This window comes from Nocardia sp. bgisy118, assembly GCF_057708605.1.
In genome coordinates this window covers 1-6253 of sequence record NZ_JBYISM010000059.1, presented here as the reverse complement: position 1 = coordinate 6253, position 6253 = coordinate 1, and the positions used below count along the sequence as shown (strand labels likewise).

The window sequence follows — 6253 nt, the reverse complement described above, 5'->3', positions numbered from 1 at the left end:
GGCCGGTTCGTAGGCGTCGAGCGCGTGGTTGAGCAGGTCGAAGTTGGACTGGTACTTCTCGAAGAGCGAGCGGGCCAGCACATCTCGCAGCAGGAGCACGATGCCCAGGACCTCGTCGGTCTCGACTCCTCTCGGGATGATGCGTTCGGACAGGTCGCGCGCGTAGGCCTGCAGCGCCTCGACGCTACCGGTTTCCAGCACCTCGACGTAGTTGTCGTAGATGGAGGTGGCCTCGGAGAAGATCTCCTCCGGGGTCATGGCGGTGAGCAGCTGGGCATCGGTGATACGGCGCGCCCACTCCTCGCGCAGCGCGGTGCGGTTCTGGCGCAGGTGCTCGACCAGCTGCGGAAGCAAGTTGTCTACCGGTCCCGCGGCCAGCGAGTCCGCCGAAAGGCTCATGGACACCTCGGACATGGAAATTCCAGCCCCTTTCGACGGGTAGGTCGGTGGTTCGTCGTGCGCTCGGCCGTGGCCGAGTCCGAGCCTAGTCATACCCCATCCCGATTGCCGCTGAAACCTATGGGTAGCTCGCGCACAATTCATGTGGTCGTCACGAATCCGCGCTCCAGGGCGAGCAGGGCCTCGTCCAGGTAGACGGTGAGATCGGCGTCCGCCCGGCGCAACCAGGCGTCGAAGGCGGCGCGGGCCGCCGCGAGCGTGGTGCGGCCGACGGCCATCGGGATGAGCCCGTCCTCGGGTTCGCCGAGCCGTCGCCCGGCGAAGGCGCTCACCGCGCGCTCCCAGGCGTCGTAGTGCGCGCCCGCCGTGGCGGCGAGCGCGGGCACGGTGGCCACCAAGTGCATGCGCCTGCGCAGCTCGGGCACGTCCTCGGCGCGATAGCGGTTGGCGTTCACCACGACTCGGCGCACGGCCGTCATCATCGGCACGTCGTCGGGCACCGTCGCGAAGGCCGCGCGCAGGGCGGCCACTTCGTCGTCGAACTGGTGCCAGAGCACCTCGGCCTTGGTGGGGAAGTAGCGGAAGAAGGTGCGCCCGCTGATGCCCGCGGCGGCGGCGATCTGGTCGACGGTGGTGTCGTCGAAGCCCTGCTCGGTGAACAGGCGCATGGCGATGACTTCGAGCTCGCGCTTGGTGGTGCCGCGGGGTCGGCCCCGGGTGGTCCGCGTGGTCACGGAGTCATTATGGCCGCTGCCCGTCTAATTTTGTCAGTCCCTGAAAGTATTGATTATGTCAGTCGGTGACGTTAATCTCGCTGGCATGGGCAGCATGGCGGATCTCACATGGCCGGAGGCGGGCGCGCGCGCCACCGGGGCGATCCTCGCCGTGCCGGTGGGCGCCACCGAGCAGCACGGACCGCACCTGCCGCTGTCCACCGACACCGACATCGCCACGGCGCTCTGCGCGGGGCTGGCCGCGGTGCGCGCGGATGTGCTTGTGGCACCGGCGATTCCGTATGGATCCAGCGGCGAGCACGCGGGATTCGCGGGCACCCTGTCCATCGGGCAGGCCGCGCTCGAGCTGGTGATCGTGGAGTTGTGCCGCTCGGCCACCGACACCTTCGACCGCGTCCTCGTGGTGAGCGGGCACGGCGGGAACCTGGACCCGCTGCGCCGCGCCGAGGAGCTGCTGCGCAGCGAATCCCGTGACGTGCGGGTGTACCTGCCGCATTATTCGGGCGGCTTGCACGCGGGTCGCGCCGAGACCGCGCTGCAACTCGCGCTGCGCCCCGATCTCGTACGCGCCGACCGCGCGGAGAAGGGCGACACCCGTCCGCTGGACGAGCTGCTGCCGCTGCTGCGCGCCGGGGGAGTGCGCGCGGTGAGCCCGAACGGTGTGCTCGGCGATCCCGAGGGCGCGCACGCCGAGGAGGGCCGGGCCCTGCTCGCCCGATTGACCGACGACCTGACTCAGAAGACCCGGCACTGGTGGCCGGCGCACGCCCCGAAAGGACTCCCATCATGAATCCCTGGTTCGAAACCGTCGCCGAGGCGCAGCGCCGCGCGAAGAAGCGGCTGCCCACATCGGTGTACGGCGCGCTGATCGCGGGCTCCGAGCGTGGTCAGACCATCGAGGAGAACCAGAAGGCTTTCACCGAACTCGGCTTCGCGCCGCACGTCGCGGGCCCGATCGGCGAGCGCGACCAGTCGACCACGGTGCTCGGCCAGCCGCTGTCGATGCCGGTGCTGATCTCGCCGACCGGCGTGCAGGCGGTGCACCCCGACGGTGAGGTAGCCGTCGCGCGGGCGGCCGCCGCGCGCGGTATCGCCATGGGGCTCAGCTCTTTCGCCAGCAAGCCGATCGAGGAAGTGATCGCGGCGAACCCGGCCACCTTCTTCCAGCTCTACTGGTGCGGCGGCAAGGACGAGATCCTGCAGCGCATGGCGCGGGCGAAGGCGGCAGGCGCGGTCGGGCTCATCTTGACGCTCGACTGGTCCTTCTCGCATGGCCGCGACTGGGGCAGCCCGGTGATCCCGGAGAAGCTGGACCTGCGCACCATGCTCAAATTCGCGCCGCAGACCCTCGCCCGCCCGCGCTGGCTGGCGACCTACGCCCGCTCCGGCCACATTCCTGATCTCACCGCGCCCAACATGGCGGTGGGCGGCGGCCCGGCCCCCGGCTTCTTCGGCGCCTACGGCGAGTGGATGGGGACCCCCGCGCCGGACTGGGACGACGTGCGCTGGATCTGCGAGCAGTGGGACGGCCCGGTGATGCTCAAGGGCGTGATGCGGGTCGACGACGCGCAGCGCGCCGTCGACGCGGGCGTCGCCGCGATCTCGGTCTCCAACCATGGCGGCAACAACCTGGACGGCACCCCGGCCGCCATCCGGGCGCTGCCGGTGATCGCCGACGCCGTCGGCGGCCAGATCGAGGTGGTGCTCGACGGCGGTATCCGCCGCGGCAGCGACGTGGTCAAGGCGGTGGCGCTCGGCGCCCGCGCGGTGATGATCGGCCGCGCCTACCTGTGGGGCCTCGCCGCGAACGGGCAGGCGGGCGTGGAGAACGTGCTCGACATCCTGCGTGGCGGCATCGACTCGGCCCTGCTCGGTCTGCGCAAGACGGCGATCACCGAGCTGAACCGCGGCGACCTCGTGGTGCCCGACGGCTTCGAACGGGCGCTCGGCGTGCCCGGGGCTGCCGCGGCGAAGGCGGCGTCCGCGTCGGCCTGACCCCGGGTCAGCCCGGAGGTTGTCTGCGGTGGTGCGACAGCAGCGTGTCGTAGATGTCGGCCAGCGCGCTGAGCTGTTCGCGGTCCAGCGCGTTGATCATGTGCTTGCGCACGCTGCGCACATGCGCGGGCGCCGCGGTGCCGAGCACGGCGGCGCCGCGCGGGGTGAGCCGCGCGGCGGTGCGGCGCGCGTCGTCGGGGATCGGCTCGCGCACCACCAATCCGCGCTTCTCCATTCGGGTGATCTGGTGGGAGAGCCTGCTCTGCGACCACTCCAGCGCCTCGGCCAGGTCGGCGAAGGTCAGCCGGTGGTCCTCGGAACCCGCCAGGCGTGCGAGCACCGAGTACTCGACGTAGGTGAGGTTCGACTCACGCGACGAGTCGCGTCCCACGGCGGCGGCGATGAGATCGCGCGTGCGCACGAATCCCAGCCAGGCCCGCATCTCGACGTCGTCGAGCCACTGCGGATCGGTCACGGCAGCCTCCAAGCCTCTGACGTGTCAGCCAATTGCCCCGCTGTGGTCGTGTCGAGCGCGACAAACTGTAGGGACTGACAGGTAGCACCACTGGGGTTGAACGTGCAACCTTTTGTGCGGCGTACCAATGCGCGGGCCCCGAGTCGCACAGTCGCACTATGGGTTCGGTGCGGCTGTGAGGTGTCCGCCTGCACAATTAGGTTTGCCTAACCCGTGGCCGGTCCTGGACCGCTGGATAGGCTCGCTGTGCTTGTGACCAGCCTGGCCCAGCCCGTCTGCGGCCGACGGTCCGCTCGAGCCCCAGTCCCACCCGAAGGAGTGCGATCCGTGACCGCCCCGGAATTCCGCTATTCAGATCTGCTGCCGACCGGCGCCGACGACACGCCGTACCGGTTGCTGACCACCGAGGGCGTCAGCACCTTCGAGCACAACGGACGCACGTTCCTGCAGGTCGATCCCGAGGCGCTACGGCTGCTCACGACCGAGGCGATGCACGACATCAGCCACTACCTGCGTCCCGCGCACCTCGGTCAGCTGCGCAAGATCATCGACGACCCGGAGTCCTCGGGCAACGACCGCTTCGTCGCGCTCGACCTGCTCAAGAACGTCAACATCTCCGCGGGCGGCATCCTGCCGATGTGCCAGGACACCGGCACCGCCATCGTGATGGGCAAGAAGTCCGAGGGCGTGCTCACCGGCGTCGACGACGCCGAATGGATCAGCCGCGGCGTCTACGACGCCTACACCAAGCTGAACCTGCGCTACTCGCAGCTCGCTCCGATCACCATGTGGGACGAGAAGAACACCGGCTCGAACCTGCCCGCGCAGATCGAGTTGTATTCCACCCAGGGCGATCCCGCGCACCCGTCCTACAAGTTCCTGTTCATGGCCAAGGGCGGCGGTTCGGCCAACAAGTCCTTCCTCTACCAGGAGACCAAGGCCATCCTGAACCCCACGCGGATGCTGGAGTTCCTGGACGAGAAAATCCGCTCGCTGGGCACCGCGGCGTGCCCGCCCTACCACCTCGCGGTCGTGATCGGCGGCACCAGCGCCGAATTCGCGCTCAAGACGGCGAAATACGCCTCGGCGCACTACCTGGACAACCTGCCCACCGAGGGCTCGCTCGCCGCGCACGCCTTCCGCGACCTCGAGCTCGAGGAAGAGGTCTTCAAGCTCACCCAGTCGTTCGGGATCGGCGCGCAGTTCGGCGGCAAGTACTTCTGCCACGACGTGCGTGTGGTGCGGCTGCCCCGGCACGGCGCCAGCTGCCCGGTGGCGATCGCGGTGTCCTGCTCGGCCGACCGGCAGGCGCTGGCCAAGATCACCCCGGAGGGCGTGTTCCTCGAGCAGCTCGAGCGCGAGCCCGCGCAGTACCTGCCGGAGCAGACCGACGAGATCCTCGGCGGCGACGTCGTGCAGGTCGACCTGAACCGGCCGATGTCGGAGATCCGCGCCGAACTGTCGAAATACCCTGTCAAGACCCGGCTTTCGCTGACCGGCCCGCTGGTCGTCGCCCGTGACATCGCGCACGCCAAGATCAAGGAGCGGCTGGACGCGGGCGAGCCGATGCCCGACTACCTGCGCGACATGGCCGTCTACTACGCCGGTCCCGCCAAGACCCCCGACGGTTACGCCTCCGGCTCCTTCGGCCCCACCACCGCGGGCCGGATGGACTCCTACGTCGATCAGTTCCAGGCGGCGGGCGGCTCGTTCGTCATGCTGGCCAAGGGCAATCGTTCGGCGCAGGTGACCAAGGCGTGCAAGGAGCACGGCGGCTTCTACCTCGGTTCCATCGGCGGCCCCGCGGCCCGGCTCGCGCTGGACTGCATCAAGTCGGTCGAGGTGCTGGAATACCCCGAGCTGGGCATGGAGGCGGTCTGGAAGATCGAGGTCGAGGACTTCCCCGCGTTCATCGTCGTCGACGACAAGGGCAACGACTTCTTCGCCGAGACGCAGAAGCCGATCGCGCTGCGGGTGCGCACCCGGTCCAAGGAACGGGTCTAGGCGTACCTCCGCCTTCGTTCCGGCCGTTCGCGGGGCTGTGGAACAGACTGCGGTCCGGCGGCGCTTCTCGAATGCGGCTGTGGCGCTAGGCGGTCAGCGGTGCGGACACGGCGATGTCACCATGATCACCGGTGTGACATCGCCGCCCTCCCGGGCACCCTTAGCGAGTAGGTCGCTGAGTTTCGAGCCGAGGAGGGCAATGGGTACGTCGTTTCGCGTCTCGGAATCGGCCGGGCGACGGCTTGTCGCGCGAGCCGCACTGGAGGGAACCAGTTCGACCACACTGCTCGACAGGTTGATTCGGGAGGGGGTCGACCAGTTGGAGCACCCGGGGATCGTGTTCCGCGGGCCGATCCACAACCGGCGGGCCGCGCTGGCCGCCGGACCCGATGTCTGGGAGGTGGTGGCCAGGCTGCTCGAGCTGGACGGTCCGGTGGAACGCCGGATCGCCGTGCTGAGCGGGCAATCCGATCTGCACTCCCGCAAGATCAGGACCGCGCTCGCGTACGCGTGGGACAACCGGATGGAGATCGGCACCCGGATCGGTCGCAATCGTCAAGCTACCGAAGCGATTCAACGGGGCGAGCCGATCTAGACCCAGAAAGCCGACCGGTTGGTCGCTGGGGGGAGGGGGGGGGGTGTGGTT

6 protein-coding genes and 1 pseudogene are annotated in these 6253 nt (G+C 69.1%); 4 read left to right on the top strand and 3 right to left on the bottom strand.

Annotated elements, in window-relative coordinates:
* Nucleotides 1-414: pseudogene (locus tag AC3EO7_RS37605) on the bottom strand (STAS domain-containing protein); the annotation flags it as partial.
* Between the two features lie 125 nt (nt 415-539).
* Nucleotides 540-1133: a mycofactocin system transcriptional regulator MftR gene (mftR, locus tag AC3EO7_RS37600; protein ID WP_431968726.1), complete on the bottom strand. Its 594-nt coding sequence runs from the start codon at nt 1131-1133 to the stop codon at nt 540-542.
* An 85-nt stretch (nt 1134-1218) separates the two neighbouring features.
* Between mftR and mftE the strand changes: the two genes are divergently transcribed.
* Nucleotides 1219-1923: a mycofactocin biosynthesis peptidyl-dipeptidase MftE gene (gene mftE, locus AC3EO7_RS37595; RefSeq protein ID WP_431968724.1), complete on the top strand. Its 705-nt coding sequence runs from the start codon at nt 1219-1221 to the stop codon at nt 1921-1923.
* Nucleotides 1920-3128: a pre-mycofactocin synthase MftD gene (mftD, locus tag AC3EO7_RS37590; protein WP_431968722.1), complete on the top strand. Its 1209-nt coding sequence runs from the start codon at nt 1920-1922 to the stop codon at nt 3126-3128. The genes mftE and mftD overlap by 4 nt, the downstream gene beginning before the upstream one ends.
* 7 nt (nt 3129-3135) lie before the next feature.
* On the opposite strand, the gene AC3EO7_RS37585 is transcribed toward mftD, so the two are convergent.
* A complete protein-coding gene (locus tag AC3EO7_RS37585) occupies nt 3136-3603 on the bottom strand; it encodes a MarR family winged helix-turn-helix transcriptional regulator (RefSeq protein ID WP_431968720.1) in 468 nt (155 codons plus the stop codon).
* 327 nt (nt 3604-3930) lie between these two features.
* On the opposite strand from AC3EO7_RS37585, the gene AC3EO7_RS37580 reads away from it, so the two are divergent.
* The gene (locus tag AC3EO7_RS37580; RefSeq protein WP_431968718.1) at nt 3931-5607 is read left to right on the top strand and encodes a fumarate hydratase; all 1677 of its coding nucleotides are present in this window, start codon (nt 3931-3933) and stop codon (nt 5605-5607) included.
* 199 nt (nt 5608-5806) lie between these two features.
* Complete coding sequence (locus AC3EO7_RS37575; protein ID WP_431968716.1) at nt 5807-6202, top strand: hypothetical protein; 396 nt, start codon at nt 5807-5809, stop codon at nt 6200-6202.
* The last annotated feature ends 51 nt before the right edge of the window (nt 6203-6253 follow it).